This is a genomic window from Alphaproteobacteria bacterium, from assembly GCA_024244705.1.
Lineage (GTDB): Bacteria > Pseudomonadota > Alphaproteobacteria > JAAEOK01 > JAAEOK01 > JAAEOK01.
This window is the reverse complement of sequence record JAAEOK010000037.1, coordinates 39,010-59,478: the sequence shown is the minus strand read 5'-3', so window position 1 is coordinate 59,478 and position 20,469 is coordinate 39,010. Positions and strand designations below refer to the sequence as shown.

Annotated in this window: 19 protein-coding genes; 18 read left to right on the top strand and 1 reads right to left on the bottom strand. The window is 58.1% G+C overall.

The window, feature by feature from the left end:
• Positions 1-107: 107 nt before the first annotated feature.
• The 4 genes from GY791_05825 (at position 108) to GY791_05810 (ending at position 7,938) form a co-directional block, all read left to right on the top strand.
• Positions 108-1,592 (top strand): aldehyde dehydrogenase, encoded by a 1,485-nt coding sequence (locus GY791_05825; protein MCP4327942.1) that lies wholly within the window; start codon positions 108-110, stop codon positions 1,590-1,592.
• A gap of 216 nt (positions 1,593-1,808) precedes the next feature.
• Positions 1,809-2,897 carry a hypothetical protein gene (locus GY791_05820; protein MCP4327941.1) on the top strand — a complete coding sequence of 363 codons (1,089 nt, stop codon included), beginning with the start codon at positions 1,809-1,811 and terminating at the stop codon, positions 2,895-2,897.
• A gap of 499 nt (positions 2,898-3,396) precedes the next feature.
• Positions 3,397-6,366 (top strand): AAA family ATPase, encoded by a 2,970-nt coding sequence (locus tag GY791_05815; protein ID MCP4327940.1) that lies wholly within the window; start codon positions 3,397-3,399, stop codon positions 6,364-6,366.
• A gap of 174 nt (positions 6,367-6,540) precedes the next feature.
• Positions 6,541-7,938, top strand: a complete 1,398-nt coding sequence (locus GY791_05810; GenBank protein ID MCP4327939.1) for a M1 family metallopeptidase — start codon at positions 6,541-6,543, stop codon at positions 7,936-7,938.
• 78 nt (positions 7,939-8,016) lie between these two features.
• Here GY791_05810 and GY791_05805 read toward each other — a convergent pair whose 3' ends face one another.
• On the bottom strand, positions 8,017-8,349 hold the full coding sequence (locus GY791_05805) for an SET domain-containing protein (GenBank protein MCP4327938.1): 333 nt from the start codon (positions 8,347-8,349) through the stop codon (positions 8,017-8,019).
• 468 nt (positions 8,350-8,817) lie between these two features.
• Between GY791_05805 and GY791_05800 the strand changes: the two genes are divergently transcribed.
• From GY791_05800 to GY791_05735, 14 genes are all read left to right on the top strand, one after another.
• On the top strand, positions 8,818-9,132 hold the full coding sequence (locus tag GY791_05800; protein ID MCP4327937.1) for an ABC transporter permease subunit: 315 nt from the start codon (positions 8,818-8,820) through the stop codon (positions 9,130-9,132).
• 2 nt (positions 9,133-9,134) lie between these two features.
• Positions 9,135-9,935, top strand: coding sequence for an ABC transporter ATP-binding protein (locus tag GY791_05795; GenBank protein ID MCP4327936.1), 801 nt, complete (start codon positions 9,135-9,137; stop codon positions 9,933-9,935).
• Between the two features lie 208 nt (positions 9,936-10,143).
• Complete coding sequence (locus GY791_05790; protein MCP4327935.1) at positions 10,144-10,440, top strand: hypothetical protein; 297 nt, start codon at positions 10,144-10,146, stop codon at positions 10,438-10,440.
• Positions 10,433-11,251 (top strand): ABC transporter ATP-binding protein, encoded by an 819-nt coding sequence (locus GY791_05785; protein ID MCP4327934.1) that lies wholly within the window; start codon positions 10,433-10,435, stop codon positions 11,249-11,251. The genes GY791_05790 and GY791_05785 overlap by 8 nt, the downstream gene beginning before the upstream one ends.
• A gap of 50 nt (positions 11,252-11,301) precedes the next feature.
• Positions 11,302-12,300, top strand: coding sequence for an ABC transporter substrate-binding protein (locus GY791_05780; GenBank protein MCP4327933.1), 999 nt, complete (start codon positions 11,302-11,304; stop codon positions 12,298-12,300).
• A gap of 33 nt (positions 12,301-12,333) precedes the next feature.
• Positions 12,334-13,125, top strand: coding sequence for an ABC transporter permease (locus tag GY791_05775; protein MCP4327932.1), 792 nt, complete (start codon positions 12,334-12,336; stop codon positions 13,123-13,125).
• Between the two features lie 27 nt (positions 13,126-13,152).
• Positions 13,153-14,181 (top strand): aromatic ring-hydroxylating dioxygenase subunit alpha, encoded by a 1,029-nt coding sequence (locus GY791_05770; protein ID MCP4327931.1) that lies wholly within the window; start codon positions 13,153-13,155, stop codon positions 14,179-14,181.
• A gap of 30 nt (positions 14,182-14,211) precedes the next feature.
• Positions 14,212-14,964, top strand: coding sequence for an SDR family oxidoreductase (locus tag GY791_05765; protein MCP4327930.1), 753 nt, complete (start codon positions 14,212-14,214; stop codon positions 14,962-14,964).
• A 30-nt stretch (positions 14,965-14,994) separates the two neighbouring features.
• Positions 14,995-15,540, top strand: coding sequence for a cupin domain-containing protein (locus tag GY791_05760; protein ID MCP4327929.1), 546 nt, complete (start codon positions 14,995-14,997; stop codon positions 15,538-15,540).
• Between the two features lie 5 nt (positions 15,541-15,545).
• Positions 15,546-16,400, top strand: coding sequence for an alpha/beta hydrolase (locus tag GY791_05755; protein ID MCP4327928.1), 855 nt, complete (start codon positions 15,546-15,548; stop codon positions 16,398-16,400).
• Entirely contained in the window at positions 16,397-17,206 is an 810-nt protein-coding gene (locus tag GY791_05750; GenBank protein ID MCP4327927.1) for an IclR family transcriptional regulator, read from the top strand. Before GY791_05755 ends, GY791_05750 begins: the two co-directional genes overlap by 4 nt.
• Positions 17,207-17,218: 12 nt before the next feature.
• Positions 17,219-18,010, top strand: coding sequence for an SDR family oxidoreductase (locus GY791_05745; GenBank protein MCP4327926.1), 792 nt, complete (start codon positions 17,219-17,221; stop codon positions 18,008-18,010).
• Positions 18,003-19,661 carry a thiamine pyrophosphate-binding protein gene (locus tag GY791_05740; GenBank protein MCP4327925.1) on the top strand — a complete coding sequence of 553 codons (1,659 nt, stop codon included), beginning with the start codon at positions 18,003-18,005 and terminating at the stop codon, positions 19,659-19,661. Before GY791_05745 ends, GY791_05740 begins: the two co-directional genes overlap by 8 nt.
• Before the next feature lie 21 nt (positions 19,662-19,682).
• A complete protein-coding gene (locus GY791_05735; protein ID MCP4327924.1) occupies positions 19,683-20,465 on the top strand; it encodes an aspartate dehydrogenase in 783 nt (260 codons plus the stop codon).
• The last annotated feature ends 4 nt before the right edge of the window (positions 20,466-20,469 follow it).

The window sequence follows — 20,469 nt, the reverse complement described above, 5'->3', positions numbered from 1 at the left end:
CCATCGGCCACAAGATCAGATATCTCTGTTGCGCCGCAGGCGGTGTCGGTATTGTCTCAGGTCCGAAGCCCGAGCGACGAAGCGCAATCATGAACGGGGAAGGTGATATGTCGGACGTTCAACAGCACCAGATGCTTATCGACGGCCAATGGGTCGACGCCGAGGGCGGAAAGACCTTCGACAGCATCAACCCGGCGACCGGAGCGACATGGACGGTAATTCCCGAAGCCAGCGCGGCCGATGTCGATCGCGCGGTTGCCGCTGCCCACCGCGCCTTCACAGAGGGCCCATGGTCGAAGATGACGCCCACCGAGCGTGGGAAGCTGTTGCGCAGGCTTGCCGATCTGTTGGCCGATCGATCGGAGGATCTCGGCAAGACGGAGACCATCGATACCGGCAAGTTGCTCAAGGAGACGCGGTGGCAGGCGAAATACATTGCCGATTTCTTCCACTATTACGCCGGCCTTGCCGACAAGATCCACGGCGACACAATGCCGATCGACAAACCGGATCTCTGCGTCTTCACCCTGCGTGAACCACTTGGCGTGGTGGCGGCGATCGTTCCGTGGAACTCGCAGCTGTTTCTTGTCGCGGTAAAGCTTGGACCCGCGCTGGCTGCCGGCAATACGGTCGTGCTCAAAGCCTCCGAGCACGCCTCGGCGGCGATGCTGGAATTTGGTAAGTTGATTGTTGAAGCGGGATTTCCCGACGGCGTGGTCAATATCGTGACCGGGTTCGGCGACCCCTGCGGTCGGACGCTCACCTCGCATCCGCTGGTCTCGCGCGTCAGCTTTACCGGCGGACCCGAGACGGCGCGCCATATCGTACGCAATACCGCTGAGAACTTCGCCGACGTTTCGCTCGAGCTGGGCGGAAAGTCGCCGGTGATGGTGTTCGAAGACGCCGACCTCGAAAGCGCGGTCAATGGCAGCGTCGCCGGCATCTTCGGGGCGAGCGGCCAGAGTTGCGTCGCCGGCTCACGGATCTATCTCCACGAGAGCATCGCCGACGAATTCTTGTCGATGCTCGCTGACCGTGCGGGGCAGATCACTATCGGCGACCCGCTCGCCGACGAGACCCAAATGGGACCCTTGGCAACAGAAGGGCAACTGATGCGCATCGAAGCCGAGGTCGAAGGCGCGCGCGGTGAGGGAGCCACGATTATTCACGGTGGCCGAAAGCCGTCGCACCTCACATCCGGCTGGTTTTATGAGCCGACCATCGTCGACTGCCCCGACCAACACCTTCGGATCGTGGACACCGAACTGTTCGGGCCCGTGTTGAGCGCGCTGCGGTTCAAGACCGAAGAGGAAGTCGTCGGCTTGGCCAACGACACCAAATACGGCCTTGCCTGCGGTGTCTTCACCCGCGACGTCGGGCGTGCGCTGCGGGTCGCCAAGGCGACGCGCGCCGGCATCGTATGGATCAACACCTACCGGGTCGTGTCGCCGATCGCCGAGTTTGGCGGCTTCAAGGACAGCGGCTATGGCCGGGAAAGCGGGTTCCAGGCAATCTACGATTATACGCGGCCGAAAACGGTTTGGATCAACACCTCGCCGGACCCGATCGCCAATCCCTTCGTCATGCGCTAGGCGCGGTTTTTGGCGCGTGCGGTTGGTCGCCGAGCCCAAGGTGGTTTCGCACGGTCATGGTGTTCTAGATCGACCAGGAGGCGGGATTTTGTTGTATCTCGCCATGTCCTGATCGTACTCTGCGGGTCAAGAGGCAACCGACGTCTCTGCCCGGTCGGAGTCGCCAAGTCAACGATCGCTTGCGGAATCTCTGGTTGCTAAATACTGGACCATCGCATGACGAAAATGGAAGCATCGGAGCTCTTTGCAGCGGCATCGCTTTACGATCCGACCGTGAAGGCATCGCAGCGCCAGATTTCCGACTTATTGTGCCGTCGAGTTGTTCCCACCAAGTACTCTCGGCACAAACTCTTTACCAGCATGGCGAGAGCTCAACCGATAATCTGTAGAGGTTATCCCTGTCCCATGAGAAAGAACCGAATTGCGGCGCCACAAGTCGATCGAATAGAGGAACTGAAAGCGGCGCTGATTTCGGTTTCAACTCGGGCGAAGTACCGCGTATTTACCGGCCGGACCGGAAGGGCCCATCGCGCGACGTTGGCGAACATAATCGAACGTTGGGATAGAGGGCGGTCGATATTCGGAGTGACCGATCTCCACATTCGTGACAGCAAAATGGAAACGGTAATTGACCCGGATATTCTCAGTTATTTTAACCTCCTCCGCCTAAGTACCGTAGAAGCCTATGAGCAAGAAATGTTCAGCTTCGTGATCAGCACGCGCGGGCACGTCACGGATTCGCATTCGGACGATCCCGATAGCAGCAACTATTGCTTTACCGGCCGGAAACTCTGGCTGATGTGGGACACGTTCGAGGGGCTAGATGCGGGTCTCGAGGACGTCGAAAGATGCCCGGTCTATGGCACGGCCAAGTTTGATATGCGAAGTTTTGTCGCGCTCGAAAGTTCTCGGTGGGGCGTCGTGGAAAGCGGACAGACCCTATTCCTGCCGGGCCACTACACCCACAAGGTCATAACCTTGGAAAAGTACCTTGGTGTTGGCGGATTTTATGTTTCGTTGCCGAATTGCCTTCGTTCCCTGGCACGCTGGCACATTCACTCCCCGCTCTGGTTATCACCGGCGACGAGGCATCGAAATAGAAATGTGCTTGCGGATATTTCTACCACCGCATGCGATAGGGTAAGGCGCCTCCGCCGCTCTAGCGATCGGGCACGCGAGAACTGGGGTGTGGAATATCTTCCTATATCAGACAATTCCTTCCGTCGTGAATACGGGAAAGACCAGATCGAGAAACTATTCCAGATCGAATCCTTTAGGAAATTCGCTAATACCCTGGAAACCTGATCTCGATTCTTGCCGGTCCAATTGAAATCTTGAATCCTGCCGACGCTCCCGGAGACCTGTCCGACGCGAAGATATGGGCAGCCAAGAAGCCAGTATCATCGAGTGCGATATATAGCTTGTTTTGCGGGTGTTTCTACAAACGAACATGCAAGGATTGGCGGGCGCGTTATCGACTTGTTGGTGAATTCATTATAACATATGAAAAAATTACGGCATTTGTCCGCCCGTCGAATCACTCGGTCGGGGCGTGGTTCGTGGCGATGGAGAAATGCGTTTGGTCGATCGGAGTTTGCGCGGTCAAAACAGATCAATTGGTGAATATTTCCGAGGAATGCATCGTTTTGCGTTTCTATGATTTGTGAATATTCCGGCATCGTATGGACGTATTGCTGATTTCGCCGGGATAGTCGCGAGCCGCGCCGACACATTGTGGGAGCATTTCACTATCGTGCCACCGCTCGGGCCCCTGAGCTGCAAGAATTCGGCGACGGCTTAGACCATGCCTGCTGAGCAACGCCTGCTGAGCATTTTTGTTTGCGATATTGTCGGGTCGACGGCGTATGCCGAGACTCTCGATCCCGAGGATTTTGAACTGTTGCTTCAGAATTTCTTCGATTCATCTTCCGATCTTGTCACTCGAAATAACGGCTCGATCGCGAATCATATCGGAGACGGCTTTGTCGCCTATTTTGGTTTTCCCCGTGCCGATGGAATTGATGTCCAGCATGCAATCGATTGCGGGCTCGAAATTGTTGGGTGGCTCGAATCGCTCGAGCCTGATGATCCAAGGCGACTTCGCGTTCGAATAGGAATCGCAACCGGCCACGTCATACTTAGCAACATAAAAGGCCAGAGTGGCGATGGGCAAGCGGTGGCTTTTGGAAAGACCGCTCACCTTGCAGCCCGACTGCAATCTATTGCCGATCCCAACAGTGTCTTTGTCGACGATAGTTCTCATGCTCTCGCGATGCAGAATTTTGTGTTTTCCGATGTGGGAGAGCATTCGCTGAAAGGCTTCGAGAAGCCGAGTAGGGTTTGGCGGGTCGAGGGTCGGCGTGATTTGCAGCTCCGATTCGAGGAACGGCTTACGCGGCTGTCGCCTTTGGTCGGCCGGGGTAACGAATTGAATCTGGTGTTCGAACGCTGGCACTGGTCGAAAGCCGGCGATGGCCAGGCCGTCGTACTTCAAGGCGAACCGGGGATTGGCAAGTCGCGGGTGGTTTTCGAGGCCGGCCGGCATTTGGAAGAATCTGGCGCTCGAATCGTTGTATTCCAATGTCAGGAGACATTCGAGAACACGCCATTTCACCCCTTGCTTCAGCAATTGGAACGAATGTCCGGAATCGGATCGAGAGATGCGATTTCGGTTCGCCGGGAAAAGATGAACGCGATCCTCGGTTCCTATATGGCACTGACTGAGGATCTTCGAACGGTCGTGCTTTCCCTTATGGCCTATCCCGTCGAAGATGGTGTCCTCGATGACGACTCGACGCCAGAAAGGAAACTTCAGGCGCTCTACGACGCGATCATTGAATTGGCCATCCAGATTGCAATGGATCGGCCACTTGTTGTCATCGTCGAGGATGCACAGTGGATCGATCCGACATCGAAGACGCTGTTGGACCTTCTCATTGAACGGATCGAGGGAGCACGAATTCTCGTTCTAATCACGGTTCGATCGGGGGAATTCGTTGCCCGCGATTGTCAAAATTTGACGCAAGTGTCCCTCGACCGCCTGACCAAGGGCGAGGTCAGGACATTGGCGAAGACCGTCATGAAAGGGAGCGATATTTCGAATGGGCTCGTTGACGAAATTGTCACCCGCTCAGATGGCATCCCTCTTTACGTGGAGGAAATTGCGCAAAGTGTTGCGGACAACATAGGCAACCAGACCGGCCAGGATTCAATCGAACCGGCGGATGCCAAGTCACGGCCTCATTCGCTGCCGATTCCCGATTCTCTCCAAGGCTCCTTGTTGTCGCGCCTCGATCAGCTCGGCGATACGCGCGAGCTCGCGCAGATCGCCGCCGTCATCGGACGGGAATTCGATTGTGAGGTTCTTGCGAAACTGGCAGATCGAGATGACCGATCGGTTGATCGCGACTTGGATACGTTGACCGAAAGCGGCGTATTCTACCGGCGCTATGATTCAACGCGTAGGATGTTGTCGTTCAAGCATACTCTGATCCGCGAGGCAGCCTATCAGAGCTTGCTTAGACGAGACGCGATTGTCTTTCACAAACGACTTGCTCGAATTTATGAGGATGATTTTCCGGATATGAAAGATATGCATCCGGAAATACTAGCCTATCACTATACGATGTCGGAGCTATGGGCGGCCGCCGCCAAGTTTTGGCTTCGTGCCGGACTGGCCGCGAGAGATGTCGGATCGAACGTAGAGGCGAAGAACCGCTTGGAGCAGGGACTCGCTGCCCTCGATCGGCTAAAGCAGAGCCGTGCCACACGCGCCCTGAGAATGAAGCTCCAGCTCGCCCGGGGCGAGGTGATCAATGCACAATACGGTCCGGCGATGGCCGGCGCCCATGAAGCGTTACGCGAGTCGGCTCGCATTGGTGAAGAGATCGGCGATACGGAATCGACGGTCGCCGCCCAGACCTCATTGTTTACGTTGGAGTATGTGCTAGGCGCATTACCGGATGCCGAGGCCGTCGCGACGAAGTTGGTTGAACGAGGGCGCAGCAGTGATGACGATCGAACGACAGCAATCGGTCTTTTGGGGTCGGGTATGTGCCGCTTCGCGATGGGTAATTTTGTCGAGGCACAGCAGCGACTCGAAGCTTCGCTTGGCTATCTGGAAAGCGACCTGAAGACCGCCACCGGCTATCCAAGCAAAGCGTTTATCTACCTGTCACTCATTCGGCACATTTTCGGTAGCCCGGAAGAGGCGGTGGCATTATGTGGTCAAGGGGTCGATGCGGCACGTGAGCAGCGTGCGATCGACCTGTCCGCCGCGCTCGGCAATTCGTTATATTTGCATCGCATGCAAAACCGTGTCGATCGTGCCACGGCGGTGTGCCAGGAATTGATGGACCTCACCGAGCGTAAGGGGTTCAAGATGTGGTATTATCAAGGGCGGTTCTTTCTTGGGTGGGTGCGGGCCAAGGAAGGGGATGAAAGCGGCCTCGCGATGATGGAAGAGGCAATGGCGAGATTCCGGCGGGCCGAGGAATTGATCGAACAAAGTTTTTTCTTTGGAATCATGGCGGAGAGGTATCTTGCTTTGGGCCATGCCGAGCAAGGGCTTCGTATGGTCGAGCTTGGCTTCGACATCGTGAAGCGGTGCGATGAGCGATTTTTTGAGGCTCCGCTCTGCGTTCTAAAGGCCCGTTGCCTGGAACGATTGGCGTGCCCGGCGGATAAGACGGAAGTCGATCGTCTCATAGGATTGGCGACCTCCATCGCGGACAGGCAAGGCGCGGTGGCGTGGCGCCCCACGGAGACGCTTTAGCCACCGGGAACGGCACATCAGTAGTTTCATAACTGCGAGAGCGATTCTCCGGTCGGCTTGGGGAGTGCCGTAGCCGGCGCGCATCGACGCAACGTTGCGAAATGCAATTGTGGGGATAGTCACAGTGACAATGGTTGAGCCCAGGTTATGCTCCATCGCCAAGGAGACCTACTGATGTCTGATCTCTTATATGCGCCCCCGCCCTTCGACGGCAGCGAGGGAACACGAATTATCTTCGTGGATTTTCTCAGCGCTCACTACGACATCACATTCCACACATCCACCAAGACGGCCGCGGTACGCTCGGAAATTGTATTTAGATCCGAAGACACCGGTTGGCCGGCTTTCGAGCTAAATATTCGTCCACACAAAGTGTCGGCGCACCTCAATGGCGAGAAAGTCACTTGCGATTCCGATTGGGCCCCCGGAACCAAGGCGCCGCTAATGGTGCTCAAGCAGGAAATATCACCTGGCCTCCATCGCCTGACCGTTCGGCACCAACTTGAGGACGTTGAAACGAAGCCCCATCCCATCCGCTGGGACGAAAAATCGGTCGGCTGCATATTTCATATGTCGGATATCTTCGAGGAAGAGGCGACGAACCGATTCCTCGGGTCATACCTGCCGTCCAATTTCGAGTTCGATCACTTCAAGATTTCGATGCATGTAGAGGTGTTCGGTGGATCGCGTGAACACACATTAATATCGAACACGGGCAAGGTATCGGCGTCTTCACCAGATGTCTGGGATTTCGAATATCCCGCCCATTTTACGACCTCTTTCCCCTGGTTCCATCTGTTGCCGGCGGAACCTTACAAGTTTCTGAACGGCTTGTATGAAACCGAGGGGGGGCGCCAGTTCCCCATTTACATATACGGGGAAAAGGGATCGTTCGGTGATCGCCTGGAGGATTTCTTCGATGGAGCGAAGAGAAGCCTGAAGGAGTTGGAAGTTAGATTTGGGCCTTTTCCATACCCGGCGGTCACGATATTGACCATGCCAGACGGATGGGGCGGAATGGAGCATGCCGGAGCGACGGCAACCGACTTTGCCTCGATACGACACGAACTCGATCACTGCTATTTTGCCAGGTGTATTGCGCCCGCATCGGGCAGCGCGGGCTGGATCGATGAAGCGATCGCGAGTTGGGGCGACGAAGGTTATTCGCGTTCAGCCGATGAACCGAAACCCGCACTCTCGGGATTAGCATTCGATTCGCCCTATGCGCGCATTACAAAAGTGGCAGCGTATAGTAGTGGCCGTGAATTCTTGACGTTTCTCGACAATCGAACCACCAACGAGGGCGGCCTTGAAGCCTTTTTACGCATGTATTTCGAACGAAAGAGATACCAGTCGATCAGCGTGAACGAGTTCAAGGCGATGCTTGAGGGTTTTTTTGGAAATCGCTTGGATGCAGAATTTGACAAATATGTCTTTGGCCGCGGCGTCTATCATGAAATCGTGACGGAGCCAATTTCGGACGAGGCTACGTTAACAACAACGACCGCCAAATGTCCCCATCGCCCATTTCATAGCGCGGAACAACTTCGCCAGCAGCTGTTTCCATATTGATGAGGTTGCGAATCGACGATTTCGCGCATTCACCATGGGGTCATGCGACACACGCGGGCAATCACCAGGTCGACCGCCCTATTTCCAATCCTCGCCGTAGTGAATCGTGATTTCCGTGCCAGCAGGAATGCTGCGAATAGCATAGAGCCTGTCATCCTCAAATCTGGCGTTCGGCCTCGACCGGTGGTTCAGGTATCGAAGCTCGTTGGTGCCGCGGACGCCCCTGTAGCTGCCGTCGTCGCCTTCGACCCACAAGACATAACGCCCGCTGCGGCGTGTCGGCTTCCCTTCATAGGCTCCGATCAACTCGCCCTTCGTGATGCGCCGGGTGGCGAATAAACCTTTCCCGTGAATGGGGCTGGATTCGACTGTGACAAGCTGGGGCTTGGATGGTGCACGATTTCGGCTCAAGTCGACTAATCTCTTGATATGGGGACACACAGCCCAAGCAAGGTAGTGAATGCCCCCAAGGCGGTCAACATCGAGCCGGCCGCGCTCAGTGAGGCCGCCTAGGTAGCCGACTTCAAATTTCGCCGCTTTTCAGACCAATAATACTCGGGCCGCCTGTCCATTCGGAGCGTGCGGATCCGGTCGAAGCAGATTACGCCCATAAGCTAGAAATCGCTGCGCTCACGAGGACCAATGCCGCATAGAAAGCCCAGGCGGAGATCACATCTCTATGTCTTCTTCTGCTCGCGGTGTCCAAATCTGCCAACTGCATTGCCCTTCACCCACTACCGAACATGATATCCATGGTCAGAGTGGCCTAATGGTAGGGCCAGCGCTGTGGGATTCACCACAAAGTATTAGCCTGTTTTCGTGTCGCTCAATGTCGTTCGGAACCATCCGAGGCGCGTGCCACAAGAATTGATCGAACTGATGAGAGGTCTGCGGGCTTCACGTTGGCGCATTTTCATCATGATTCGCTTTCCGAACGCGTTGCCTTACATTTTCGCCGGAATGCGTATTTCGATCACGTTGGCCGTGATCGGCGCCGTTGTCGGCGAGTTCGTCGCCGCCAATGAAGGCCTGGGCTATATGGTTTTCAGCGGTACGGCCAATAACGATACCGCGCTTACCTTTGGTGCCATCATCGTCCTTGCGGCCATCGGCATTAGCTTGTTCTGGATCGTGGGCGCGTTGCGGTGGCTCCTCGTTCCTTGGGCCCGAGAAAGCGACGAGGGCGAAGCCTAGCCATGGTGGCGGCCGACGTCGGATCGACGGTGCATGTTGCGGTCGCGGAACTGAGCAAAACCTATGAGACGAGAACCGGATCGGTTGTTGCGCTCGAGGGTATTGAATTGGAGGCGAACCGCGGCGAATTCGTCACCATTATTGGCCCCAGCGGGTGCGGCAAGAGCACGCTTTTGAAGATCATACTGGGCGTTGTGCAGCCCACGAGCGGAAATATCTCGATTGATGGAAGGCCACATCTCGATCAGGAAACGAAGACCGGTATGGTCTTTCAAACGCCAGCTCTGCCGCCTTGGCGGACGATCATTCGCAATGTCCTTCTCCCGATCGAGGCCCTCGGATATCGCCGTGACGCCTACATCGAGCGCGCCCGCGAGTTGATTTCCATGGTCGGGCTCGAGGGGTTCGAGCAACGCTATCCGGCGGAGCTTTCCGGTGGGATGCAGCAGCGGGTCGCGATCTGCCGTGCCTTGATCCACGAACCGGAAATCCTGCTCATGGACGAGCCGTTTGGCGCCCTCGATGCCATCACCCGCGAGGTCATGCAGAAGGAGTTGCTGAAAATCTGGCAGCGGACCAGAAAGACCATTCTCTTTGTCACCCACAGCATTGATGAGGCGGTGCTGCTCTCGGACCGGGTGCTGGTCATGTCGCAGCGTCCAGGCCGCGTCATTGAAGAGGTGAGCGTTCCTTTCGGTGTCGACCGCAGCGACAAGGATATCCGCTCGGATTCATCGTATCAGGCAATCGCCCACCACCTCCGCGAAAGACTTGGCCTGGATAGTTCCGGTGCAGTGGCCTGATTCGATGAACCGTTGGCGAACTACCGGCAAGTGGCGACTTGTGCTTGCAACCGATTTTAACCTGTTCTATGTTTTATATGGTAATCAATTTTTTATATATGAGACAATTTGAAGATATTGATGTTTGTTGGCTCCAACATTCCGGGCCGAACGACCAGAATTCGATAACTGGCGATCTTAGGGCGTTGTCGCATTCGATGAGGAAGCTATGGACCACAATCCATTCTTGAAGAGCCGCGATGGAACGCAGGGCGATGGTATTGGCCGGAGCGAACGCGTCGAGGCTCCGGGTCGGAGCGAGAATATCGTATGGCAGACCAGACCGGCGCCGCCGACAGAGTACGAGAATCGGCTCGGCGATGCCTTGGAGGCATGTTTCGAGGCCGGCATTACCGAGCTTGAGCCCCTGGTCGCACGACTCAACGATATTGGTGTACCGGCGCCCGATGGGAGCCCCTGGACCGCCGCGTCGTTCGAGGCGGAAATGAAGCGCCTCGGTGGGTAGCGCCTCACCAAGCGTCCGCATCGAATTCCGGGGCGTCACCAAACGCTTCGGCAAGCGTGGGCGCGGTGCTCCAAACGATGAAGTGATAACTGCCGTGGAGGACGTCACACTATCGGTTTGGGATGGCGAGGTGGTGTCGTTGATTGGGCCGAGCGGCTGCGGCAAGAGTACCTTGTTGAATATGGGTTCCGGTCTCTATCAGCCGACCGAAGGCAGGGTCGTGATCGACGGTACCACGGTCGACCGACCCAACTCCCATGTCGCCTTCATGCTTCAGAAGGATCTTCTACTGCCATGGCGTACCATTCGCCAGAATGTCGAGATTGGACTTGAGATCATGAAAACTCCGGCCCGGGACCGCCGCCCCCGGGCTCTCGGACTGCTCGAGAAATGCCGCCTCGACCAATTTGTAGACCACTACCCCCATCAGCTCTCCGGTGGCATGCGGCAACGGGCGGCGCTCGCGAGAACGCTCGCCGTCGATCCGTCGGTTTTGTTGCTCGACGAACCTTTCTCAGCGCTCGACGCACAGACCAAAATGGTGCTGCAACAGGACCTCGCGCGAACGGTGGCCGATGCACAAAAGACAACGATTTTCATAACCCACGATCTCGCGGAGTCGGTGGCGCTCTCAGACCGCATCCTGGCCATGAGCCGGCGCCCCGGAAAGATCATTCAAGAAATCGTCGTCGATCTGCCCGATCGCGACAACCCGATGTCGCGCCGCCAGCATAGGCGCGTCGGCGAGTTCGTCACCGAACTCATGAGTCTGCTTCACATCGAGGAACACGCTTGTGATGAGGAAATATGAGAACATTCGGGGAAATCTTCTCATTGAGAAAAACCAGGGAGATTAACGGGATGATGCGAATCTCAACGGCTCTTATTGTTGGAATCTTTGCGTTCGTCGGCTCATGGACGGACTTTGCAATGGAATCCTCAAGCGGTCATGCCCAGGAGCCGCAGAAGGTGAACTATCTTCTGCCGGCGCCACCGTTTCTGCCCGCCTTCGGCCCCTGGATGCTGGCGCAAGCACGCGGCTACTACGCCGACGAGGGTCTCGAGGTCGAGTTTCTGGCCGCCAAGGGTGGTGTCGACGTGGCGAAGCAGGTCGGTGCCGGGAATGCCGTCGTCGGAGGCGCCATTGGGGACACGCCGATTATCGTGCGTGCCAACGGCATTCCGGTGAAGTCTGTCGCACTCCTCGGCGGTCGGTCGCTGACCCAGCTCGTCGCGCGGGAAGGAAGCGGTATCACGGGTCCGGCGGCATTGAAGGATCGAATCGTAACCACGATGTCCTATCAGGACACCACCTATTATGCGCTGCTCGGCGCGCTCGCCAGCGTCGGTCTGACTAAGGACAATGTTGATATTCAAGGCGCCGGGCCGGCAGGCGTATGGAAATTGTTCATCGCCGGCGAATCGGATGCGATGTCGGCGGTGCCCGATTGGATTGGGATTGCCCAGGGCCAAGGCGTGAAAGTCAAGATCATGCCGGTCGAGGACTACTTCAAGAGCATGGCCCAGGCCATTCTGGCCTCTGACGAGACGATCCAAAACCAGCCTGAACTGATCGGCAAACTAGTTCGCGCGACATTGCATGGAATGAAGGACATCATGGACGATCCGGCCGGGGCCGCCGTGGGCTATGTGAAGGCGATGCCGCAACACGCGGGCAAGGAGAAGGCGATGGAAGCGGTTTTCCGTCTTTACAACGAATACGTTTATCCCGGTCAGGAGAAGCTGGGTGCCATGGATCCCGAACGTCTGGCATCCGTTCAGGACTTCTATTTCGACCAGGGCATCGTCCGCTCAAAGTCGGAAATCGGTGATCTGTATACGAACGAGTTTATTGAGTGAGTTGTTGGCATACGGCATCGGGGCATATATGCGATGAACGGTACGGGTACATTTGTTGGATTGCGTGAGGTGTCGGCCAGTGTGGCCGTACTGATCCTGTTCCTCGCGATCTGGGAATGGCTGATCCCGGCCACCGGCGTCCCCCCCTATATCGTGCCGCCGGCCTCCGCGTTCTTCGACGAATTCGTCCGTATGATTGCCGGCGAACGGTTGGTTTACCACAGCGCGATAACGGCACTCACCGTGGTTGTCGGATTTGTCCTAGGCTCGGTGTTGGGCGTGGTGATCGGATACGTTCTGGGCGTGTCGCCATCGACCGAAGTCGTGCTCTCACCCTATATCCTGGCACTTCAGATCGCGCCCAAAGTCGCGTTTGCCCCGCTGTTCGTGCTGTGGTTCGGATACACGATCTATCCCAAAATCCTGGTCGCTGTGTTGATTGTTTTTTTCCCCGTGATGATCAATGTCTTGTCCGCGATACGGGCGGTTGACCCGGACCTCATAAACCTTGCCCGTGCGTTCAACGCGACCCGGTGGCAGATTTTCCAAAAAATGGAGTTCCATGCCGCCATGCCGCCGTTGTTTTCGGGCCTGCGAATAGGCGCGACCCTCGCCGTCATCGGAGTCGTCGTCGGCGAATTGGTCGGCGGCAATACCGGCCTCGGTTACCTGCTTGTATTCGGCGAGGGGTCCGGCAACACCGCCATGGTTTTCGTCTCGATCATCATGTTGACGGTCATTGGTATTGCCGCCTACCTGGCCGTCATTCTTACCGAGCGGAGAGTGCTCCACTACCGCCCCAGTTCTTCTCTGCGTCAGGCCTAGCTGCGCTTGGCAGGAAGGAGGTATTCAATGACTGACGAATATCGCGAAAACTTGATCGAGGCCCGTCTCAACTCCGGATTGTTGGACTATTGGCATCCGGTTTTGCCAAGCTGGGCATTGCAGGATTCACCGGTCGGTATTACCCGGCTTTCGCAGAATATCGTTCTTTGGCGTGACAAGGATGGACGGGCTTACGCGCTCGAGGATCGCTGCCCCCACCGTGGCGCCCGATTGTCTCTTGGCTGGAATCTCGGCGATCGAATTACCTGTTGGTATCACGGTGTCGAAGTCGCCGGCGACGGTCTGGTCGTCGATGTGCCAGCGACCGACCATTGCGCGATCAAGGGTAAGCACTGCGTACGCAGCTACCCGGTCGAGGAAAAGGCTGATGCGATTTTTGTCTACTTCGGCAGCAGCGAAACTGCGAAGCCGAGCCCGCCGGAACTCCCCGAGGAATTGTGGTCGGCCGAGTTTAGCCATCGTCTCTGCGTCGCCCATTGGAAATGCAATTACCGCTATGCCATCGATAATGTGATGGACCCGATGCATGGCGCCTATCTTCATGCGGCATCCCATTCGATGGCTTGTGGGGACAGGTCGGCGGAAATGAAGGTCCGAAAGACGGATAAGGGACTGTTCTTTGAGAAAACGACGCAGCAAGGCGTCAATTTCGATTGGGTCGAGTTCGGCGAATCGGGCTGTCTATGGTTGCGCCTCGCCATACCATACCAAGAACGATTCGGTCCGGGCGGGCCATTCGGCATCGTCGGCTTTGCGACGCCGGTCGATGAGAACAACACGATGGTCTTTTTTTGGCGCAATCGAAAGGTTTCCGGGTGGCAACGATCGGTCTGGCGCTTCCTCTATCGCAACCGGTTGGAAGGTTTGCACTGGGCGGTGCTCGAACAGGATCGTGTGATCCTCGAAGATATGGCGCCCCACGCCCGCGACCGTGAGTCACTCTATCAGCACGATGTCGGTCTCGCGCGCGTTCGCCAATTTCTGAGGAAAAGGGCCGCCGCTCAGGTTGACGGTGCGGAGGCCGCTGCGGAATGACCGAAGTCACGGCCCGAGGTTGCCAAAGCGATCGATTTGTCTGGCAAACGCGTCCTGATCACCGGTGCCGCCAGAGGTCTCGGCGCGGCATTCGCCGAGGCGGCCGTCGCCGCCGGGGCCCGGGTTGCGATTGCCGATATTCTTGATGAGGTTGGTCGAGAGACGACTGCGAGGCTCGAAAAAAGCGGCGGTCGGGTCGAATTCGTCCCGCTTGACCTCGCCGATCCGGAATCGGTCGTCCGTTGCGCCGCCGGGTCTGCCGAAGCGCTGGGTGGTATCGATGGCCTAGTCAATAACGGCGCGATTGTCACCGGTATTGGCGGCAAAAAGATGGAGGACATCGACATCGAGACCTGGGACCGTGTGATGACCGTCAATATTCGCGGAACTTGGCTGATGACCCGTGCGGTGCTTCCCCATCTGAAGCAGAGCGGGAATGGCAAGGTCGTGAACATTGCGTCGGATACCGCGCTGTGGGGCGCGCCGCTGTTGATGCACTACGTCGCCAGCAAAGGGGCGGTCATCGCGATGGGTCGCGCCATGGCGCGAGAACTAGGCGAGTATGGGATTTCGGCGAACACGGTCGCCCCTGGGTTGACGCGTGGCGAGGCGACCGAATATGTGCCGCCTGAGCGCCACCAAGTCTACGAGACTGGTCGTGCGATGCCGCGCGCGCAGCACCCGGAGGATGCGGTGGGTACGGTCTTGTATCTGTTGTCGGGGGCCGCCGATTTCGTTACCGGACAGCTGATCGCCGTCAATGGCGGTTTTGTTTTCAATTGACACGAAACGGGAACCAAAGGGAATTCGACGATGGCAGACGACATCCGTGATACCGGAGAGGACTTGCCAAGCTGGCACAAGCCCGACGGCATGGCCCTAGGTGCTTGGTTCGAACAAACTCGAATTGCGCGGTTCGAAAACCGTACCTATGACTGGAACGCACTCAAGTTCCAGGCCGATTACGATCCAAAGTACCGGCGAGCTCAGATGCGTTACATCGGGCTCGGGGCTGCGGGTGCGAAATCCGACGCCGCGGTCATTCCGTCCGAACATTTCACATTCTCGACCATGGCCCTGCCGGCGGGCTGCGAGGGGCCGATGCACGTCCACGACGACGTGGAAGAAGTATTCTTCATGTTGCGCGGGAAAATCCGCCTCTTTCTCGAGCAAGACGGGGAGCAAGCCGAGACGGTTCTCAATGAACGCGATGTCGTATCGGTGCCGCCGCGGATCTATCGCGGGCTTCTCAATATCGGTCAGGAGGAAGCGCTGATGTGCGTCATGTTGGGGACGCCCCGTCCCGTATTGCCGACTTATCCGCCGAACCACCCCCTCGCCAAGTTGAAGCGGGACTGAGAATCGTGCTGGCCGGTGACCAAATATCGTCGAACTGGTCGGCGATTCTCGACCGGATCCCCGATCGTATGTGCAAGACGCCTTCGGGGTCGCTGGCCTTTCGATGCTCCGGGCGGGGCCCCGATATCGTTTTGCTCCACGGAATTGGGTCGGGTTCCGCCTCATGGGTCTATTTGCTGGATTCGCTGTCGGGTTCGTTCTCGGTCACGGCATGGGACGCGCCAGGTTATGGCGCCAGTTCGCCGATCAGCGCCGATTGGCCAACGGTCGAAGATTATGCGCGATCACTCGCCGATCTCGTCGAATGTCGTGCGATCGAAAACTGCATATTGATCGGGCACTCACTGGGTGCGCTGGTCGCCACGCGTTTTGCCGCAAAATGGCCTGCCCTCGTTCGTGCCCTAATCCTAGCCGATCCGGCGAGCGGCCATGGTCGCCTGCCGGCGGCAGAAAGCGCAAAGAGGCTCAAGGATCGTATCGATCGGTTCGAGCATCTCGGGAACGAGGCCTACGCCATTGACCGAACACCGGCCCTTTTGTCTGCAAATCCATGCGCCGCACACAGTGCCCTGGTCCGTTTCAATCTCTCGCGACTAGACTCTGGGGGCTATTTGAAGGCGGCGCGCATGCTGTCTCAGGCAGATATCTACGATGACTTGCCGCACCTCAAATCGCGCTGCCTCGTTGTCTGCGGAGAGTCCGACCGAATCACGCCGCCCGCGGACTGCCGTCGTATCGCCGACGCGATCGGCGACAAATGCGGCTTAGTCGAGATCGAAGGAGCGGGCCATGCCAGCTACATCGAGGCACCCGAGCGTTTCGACCGCATTGTTCGCGAATTCTCTGGAGTCGTTCGATGACCGCGGGGGAAAATGTGCAAAGTGGGCGCTACGTCATACCAGCGGTGGTTCGGGCGGTTGAGATCTTACGGTTGTTTTCGGCCGATCGGCGCCTTGTCACCGCGCCCGAGATGGCGCAGGAGCTCGATATCCCGCGGTCTACCGTGTTCCGACTCGCCCAGACCCTTGAGTCGCTCGGTATTCTTGAGCGCGAAAAAGGCGGGCATGCTTATCGACTCGGCATTGGCGTTCTTCGCATTGGTTTCGAGTATTTGGCGTCCCTCGATCTGACGGAAATCGCGCGCCCATTTCTCGAGAGTTTACGAGACGCAACCGGATTGTCGGCGCACCTTGTGGTACGCGATGGTGATGAAGTCGTGGTCGTCCTGAAAGCGGTAGGAATGTCCGCGTTTTCCGGAAGTCTCAATGTCGGCGCCCGGCTGCCCGCCCATGCCACCGTGCTCGGGAGGGTTCTGCTCGCCGATCTCGAACCGGAGGACCTCCGTGTCTTGTATGGGGATCGTGTCGAGAGGCTCCCGGTCTACACCAAGCAGACGCCACACACCGTAGAGGAGCTCGAGGCAGTTCTGGCTGAGGACCGGACGCGAGGCTATGCCGTTAGCGAGTCGTTCTTCGAATCCGGGATCTCCGCCGTCGCCGCGCCGGTGCGCGATGAAAGGGGAGGGGTTGTCGCGGCGATCAACCTCACCGTCCCGTCGGCCGCGAGTATTACCGACGATTTGGTCGCAAGGGTTCGCGAGACGGCGGATGAAATTTCGGGCGCCTTGAATTACCGGCCGCATGGAGATCTCGCTGTAAATTTTTGAGGCGCGTCAAGAATGCAACTTGAATTGGATGGTTTTGCCAGCGTGGTCACCGGAGGGTCTTCTGGGATCGGCCTCGAGACGGCGCGGCTCTTTCTGTCCGCCGGGGCGTCGGTCGCGATTTGCGGCCGTGATGGAGATCGTCTTGGCGCCGCGGAAGACGAACTTCGCGGTGTAGCCGACAACGATCGTATCGTCGCCGAACGATGCGATGTGCGGGATCCGGCGCAAGTGTCCGCATTCGCCGCGGCGGTCGAGGCTCGGTTCGAACGGCTGGATATTCTCGTGAACAATGCGGGCCATGGCCGCGTGTCGACCTTCGAAGATACGGACGATGATGCGTGGCGCGCCGAACTCGACCTCAAGTTCTTTTCGATCATCCATCCGACTCGCGCATTCCTACCGCTGCTCGAAAGATCGTCGAATGCGGCGATTGTGTGCGTAAGCTCGTTGCTTGCTCGCCAGCCCGAGCCGCATATGGTGGCGACTTCGGCGGCACGGGCAGGCGCTCTCAACATGGTCTACTCGATGGCCCAGGAATTCGCGCCGAAGGGAATTAGGGTCAATTCGGTTCTTGTCGGTGTTGTCGATTCGGGTCAATGGCGCCGACGATTTGCCGAGTCGGGCGGCGACCAGAGTTGGGATTCGTGGGCGGCCGACCTCGCCGCACGCCGCGGCATCCCGGCCGGACGCCTCGGCAATCCACAGGAGGTAGCGCGCGCGATCGCTTATCTCGCGTCTCCCTGGGCCTCCTATTCGACCGGGACCGCGATCGATGTTTCAGGGGGGCTGTCGCGCCATGTCTAAGGGCGTATCGGTTGGCACGGTCGTCGCGTCGTTTTTGGAGGCGTGTGACGTCAGGACTGCGTTTGGCGTCATCTCGATTCACAACATGCCGATCCTCGATGCGATCGGCTCTCGTAATCGGCTGCGATTTGTTCCGACCCGGGGAGAGGCGGGTGCCGTCAATATGGCCGATGCCTATGCCCGAGTTTCCGGCCGGCTGGGGGTCGCCATTACCAGTACCGGGACCGCGGCTGGGAACGCGGCCGGCGCGTTGGTCGAGGCGCAGACGGCCGGGACACCTCTGCTTCACATCACCGGTCAGATCGATTCGCCCCACCTCGATCGCGGGAAGGGATTCATCCATGAGGCGCGCGACCAATTGACGATGTTGAAGGCAGTTTCCAAGGCTGCGTTTCGGATTTCGAGCGCCGAGGCCGCATGTTCGACGCTTAGGCGCGCCGCGAAAATCGCGCTGACCGCACCGACCGGTCCGGTCAGCATCGAGATCCCGATTGATATCCAGGGGGCATTGGCGGTGGGTTCTGTCGATCTCGTGCCGGACCTCGTCGACATTCAGGAACCGGCGGAGGGTGCCCTGGATCGCCTTGCCGAGGAATTAGGCGGGGCCAGGCGACCTTTACTCTGGCTAGGTGGTGGAGCACGCGGCGCAGCGGCGGCGGTCGCTCGCCTCGTCGAAATCGGTTTCGGGGTCGTCACGAGCACACAGGGTAGGGGCATTCTGCCGGAGACCGATCCGATGTCGCTTGGCGCTTTCACCATGCATCGACCGGTCGAGGATTTCTATCAAACCTGCGATGCCGTGCTCGTCGTTGGATCTCATCTTCGCAGCAACGAGACGCTCAAATACGGCCTCAAACTGCCACGGCCGCTCTATCAGGTGGATGTGGAACCCGGGGCAAAGGACCGAGCCTATCCCTGCGATGCATTTCTCCAGGGCGACGCGCACCTGGTGCTATCCGGCTTGGCCGATAGGCTCGAGGGCCGCATCAACGTCGATCCAGGATTTGCCGCCGATCTCAGTGCGGCGCGTGGAGCCGCCGAGAACATGGTCGAGGCCGGATTGGGGCCGTACGTCCGCATTGCCGACGGAATCCGGGCGGCGGCCGGCCACGATACGATTTGGGTACGCGACGTCACCATTTTGAACAGTTCCTGGGGAAATCGCGCGCCGTCGTTGACCGACCCGCGCCATGGCGTCCACGCCGTCGGCGGCGGCATCGGGCAAGGTTTGCCGATGGCGATTGGCGCGTCTTTGGCCGCGGAAGGCCAGCCGACATTGGCTCTGCTTGGGGATGGCGGATTGCAACTCTGTCTTGGTGAGTTGGCGACTGCGGTCCAAGAACAGATCGATCTTGTAATCGTTGTCATGAACAGCCGCGGTTATGGAGTCATCAAGAACATTCAGGATGCCCATTTTGGCGGGCGCCACTACTACACCGATCTCTTGACGCCGGATTTCTCCCAAATCTGCCACGCAATCGGCATGAAACATGATCGCCTGGAAAGTCTGGAAAGGGTGGAGGAGTCCTTAGGCGGGGCCTTGAATTCGAAAGGGCCCCGGATGGTGGAAATCGACATGGCGGCGATTGGTGATTTCGCCCAGCCATTCGCGGGCCCAGCGGTGCGGATTGCTGAAAGAGTAGGGGTCTGAGCTTTGGCGCTGTCGATATTGATGATTGGCTATGGCGCGATCGCCGATTACGTCACCGGTTCGATCGCCAAAGATCCGAACCTTGATGTGTCATGGATCATGGCGCGCCCAGGCCGTGAGGCGGCGGCGCAAGCCTGCGCCGGTCGCGGGTCGAATGTCATAACCTCGGTCGAGCAACTCGAGGGCAATCCCGATTTGGCGATCGAATGCGCCGGACATGCCGCAGTGGCCGCACATGGACCGGCGGTTCTAGAACGCGGCATTCCGCTCGGCATCGTGTCGGTTGGCGCTCTGGCGGATTCCGCCCTAAATCGAGATCTAGAATCCGCGGCGGCGCAAGGCGGCGGAAAACTCGATCTGCTTTCCGGCGCCGTGGCCGCTATCGATGCGTTGGCGGCGGCGCGTGAAGGCGGCTTAGACCGGGTTGCCTACACCGCGCGCAAGCCACCGCTGAGCTGGCTTGGTACTCCGGCGGAGAACGCCTGCGATCTTCACGCGCTAACCGAAGAATTTGCGTTTTATCAGGGATCCGCGCGGGATGCGGCGCAACGCTATCCCAAGAATGCGAACGTGGCGGCGACAGTTGCCTTGGCAGGACTCGGCTTCGACGCGACCGATGTGAGGCTGGTCGCCGACCCCGCGATGAATGGCAATACGCACAATCTGATCGCTGAAGGCGCTTTTGGTCTGCTGGACGTTACCGTCGCGGGGCGACCGCTTCCCGATAATCCGAAATCCTCGGCGCTGACCGCAATGAGCGTCGTTCGCTATTTACGTAACAAGGTTCGGCAAGTCCGCATTTGACGCA

Coding starts and splice junctions, on each gene's coding strand:
- GY791_05745 (MCP4327926.1), top strand. CDS start 17,219: ATGCAACTTGAATTGGATGGTTTTGCCAGCGTGGTCACCGGAGGGTCT.
- GY791_05825 (MCP4327942.1), top strand. CDS start 108: ATGTCGGACGTTCAACAGCACCAGATGCTTATCGACGGCCAATGGGTC.
- GY791_05820 (MCP4327941.1), top strand. CDS start 1,809: ATGACGAAAATGGAAGCATCGGAGCTCTTTGCAGCGGCATCGCTTTAC.
- GY791_05815 (MCP4327940.1), top strand. CDS start 3,397: ATGCCTGCTGAGCAACGCCTGCTGAGCATTTTTGTTTGCGATATTGTC.
- GY791_05780 (MCP4327933.1), top strand. CDS start 11,302: ATGATGCGAATCTCAACGGCTCTTATTGTTGGAATCTTTGCGTTCGTC.
- GY791_05775 (MCP4327932.1), top strand. CDS start 12,334: ATGAACGGTACGGGTACATTTGTTGGATTGCGTGAGGTGTCGGCCAGT.
- GY791_05750 (MCP4327927.1), top strand. CDS start 16,397: ATGACCGCGGGGGAAAATGTGCAAAGTGGGCGCTACGTCATACCAGCG.
- GY791_05790 (MCP4327935.1), top strand. CDS start 10,144: ATGGACCACAATCCATTCTTGAAGAGCCGCGATGGAACGCAGGGCGAT.
- GY791_05770 (MCP4327931.1), top strand. CDS start 13,153: ATGACTGACGAATATCGCGAAAACTTGATCGAGGCCCGTCTCAACTCC.
- GY791_05810 (MCP4327939.1), top strand. CDS start 6,541: ATGTCTGATCTCTTATATGCGCCCCCGCCCTTCGACGGCAGCGAGGGA.
- GY791_05795 (MCP4327936.1), top strand. CDS start 9,135: ATGGTGGCGGCCGACGTCGGATCGACGGTGCATGTTGCGGTCGCGGAA.
- GY791_05760 (MCP4327929.1), top strand. CDS start 14,995: ATGGCAGACGACATCCGTGATACCGGAGAGGACTTGCCAAGCTGGCAC.
- GY791_05800 (MCP4327937.1), top strand. CDS start 8,818: ATGAGAGGTCTGCGGGCTTCACGTTGGCGCATTTTCATCATGATTCGC.
- GY791_05735 (MCP4327924.1), top strand. CDS start 19,683: ATGATTGGCTATGGCGCGATCGCCGATTACGTCACCGGTTCGATCGCC.
- GY791_05740 (MCP4327925.1), top strand. CDS start 18,003: ATGTCTAAGGGCGTATCGGTTGGCACGGTCGTCGCGTCGTTTTTGGAG.